A 1,749-nucleotide genomic window follows, 5' to 3' on the forward strand; every position below is an offset into this window, starting at 1 on the left:
CATAGCCTTTCTCGTAGAGCACCAGGCGAACCGGCGAATCTTTCGAACCGAGATACAGCGTGCGACTTTCACCCCGAACCCAATCGCCCTGCTGGTTGATAGCCAAACGATTGTCTTGAGCGTATTGAATCAAGCGAGCAGCCATCGAATCAAAGAGGCCGTCTTCCTGCCAGTCTTCGCAAGTGTCCACCCGTGTTGGGAGGTGGGGTTTACCGAACTCCCGAAGAGCTGCCGCGAGAGCCGGAGACTCATCACTGGTTGACTTGCAATTGACCCCGGTTTGCCCACCCCAACAGACGTGGCAAAGAGTTCGATCACCGCGCCGGATTTGTCCGCCATAGAGATAACCATTGAGGTTCTTAGCAGGTGCCCAATCGGACAACGGCCATGCCCTCAAAAGAGCGTCAACAAGACCGGATTGTTGCGGATCTTGGACAAGAACGGTCGATTGATACCAATCCCACCTAGCCATTGGCTGTAGCCCCCGGTTTATAAGGCTTTCGAGGTTTCTTGGGATGTGCCTTCTCGGCAGGGAGGGAGATACCTGACCCCCGTGTTACTACATGGGGGTCGGCTGCGTTCTCAGAGGCATCTTCTGACAGCTTCCCCATGAGCATATCGAGCTGTGAAGAAGCATCCCCAGCGACCGTAACAAGTTCGTTATGGAGACCCTCGACAACGCTTCGTAGACCGCGCTTAACCTCGTTAGGTGCTTCCATAGCGGCCTCCAGAAGCGCCACAGTGCGCGTAAGGCTCGGAGCAACGGAATTGAGCAGATCCGCAATGATCGCGCCTCTAGTGCGCCCCTGAAGCTTTGCAAGACGCTCGATGACCTCATGCGTTGAAGGCTCCAACGTAACTTGGACTCTAGGCTTGATGGTAGGCATGGGTGAACTCCAGGTGGACACTTAAGGCTTGAGTGTGGCCCAAGGTGTCCACCTCGTCAATAAGTGTGGTACTGACGCGCTCGCGCTTGTCCGCTGGGAGAGGTCTGGAGGCTGCGCAGCGCTACGCTAGCGCTTCCTCCAGACCTCTCCCAGCCGCAAAGAGTTTTGACGCCAAAGGCAACAGTCCATTGAGCCGGTAGGCGAATTGGCAAGCCGTGAAGAAGGGTCGCCAGCTTGCTGGTGGGTCTACTTCACCTGTCTTGCCCAGCAGTCATTCAGTCACGAACCGTTGCGCCTTTCGATCATCTGCCGTTGCAGCAGCGATCTTTTGCCGTATCTGTGCCTTTGTTTTTCGATGCGATTCAAGAGTGACGAATACCGGGACTGGAAGCTCGCCCTGGTACTCAACAAAGTGAGGCGCCGTTTCTGGCGTTAAACCCAATCTTTTCATGCGTTCTCCGTCATCTGAGGTTTAACAATAGCCGCCCCAATGGCCTGTCCTAGAGCCTCCCAAGACCCTACATCAGACGCCCATTGAGCCATGATCGCGCCGTATTGTTTAACCAGTGCAGCCCTTGCTCGTTCGGTGTCTGAACGCTTCCATACAGTGCCTACAGCCTTCTTTTCGAGGTGATCCCAACCGATGCACTTGAGCGCGTCTGGAACCCAAGCAGCGCAGAAAGCATGCCCCGGCTCCCATGTGGCAACAGCGGCTCGATGATCCCGTTTTGGCCTAACGCGTACTTCAAGCCGAACCCAGTTTCTAGGAGCATCACCACCTTGCTCATAGCCTTTCTCGTAGAGCACCAGGCGAACCGGCGAATCTTTCGAACCGAGATACAGCGTGCGACTTTCACCCCGA

At 55.5% G+C, this 1,749-nt stretch carries 1 protein-coding gene and 1 pseudogene; both read right to left on the reverse strand.

The window, feature by feature from the left end; translation table 11 throughout:
- A pseudogene (locus GHO42_RS25815) lies at positions 1-472 on the reverse strand (hypothetical protein); the annotation flags it as partial.
- Positions 473-1,334: 862 nt separating this feature from the next.
- Positions 1,335-1,749: replication initiation factor domain-containing protein (locus GHO42_RS02455; protein ID WP_178113948.1), on the reverse strand; the 415-nt coding region annotated here is incomplete at its 5' end.

This window comes from Pseudomonas sp. FSL R10-0056, from assembly GCF_009600105.1.
Classification (GTDB): Bacteria; Pseudomonadota; Gammaproteobacteria; order Pseudomonadales; family Pseudomonadaceae; genus Aquipseudomonas; species Aquipseudomonas bubulae.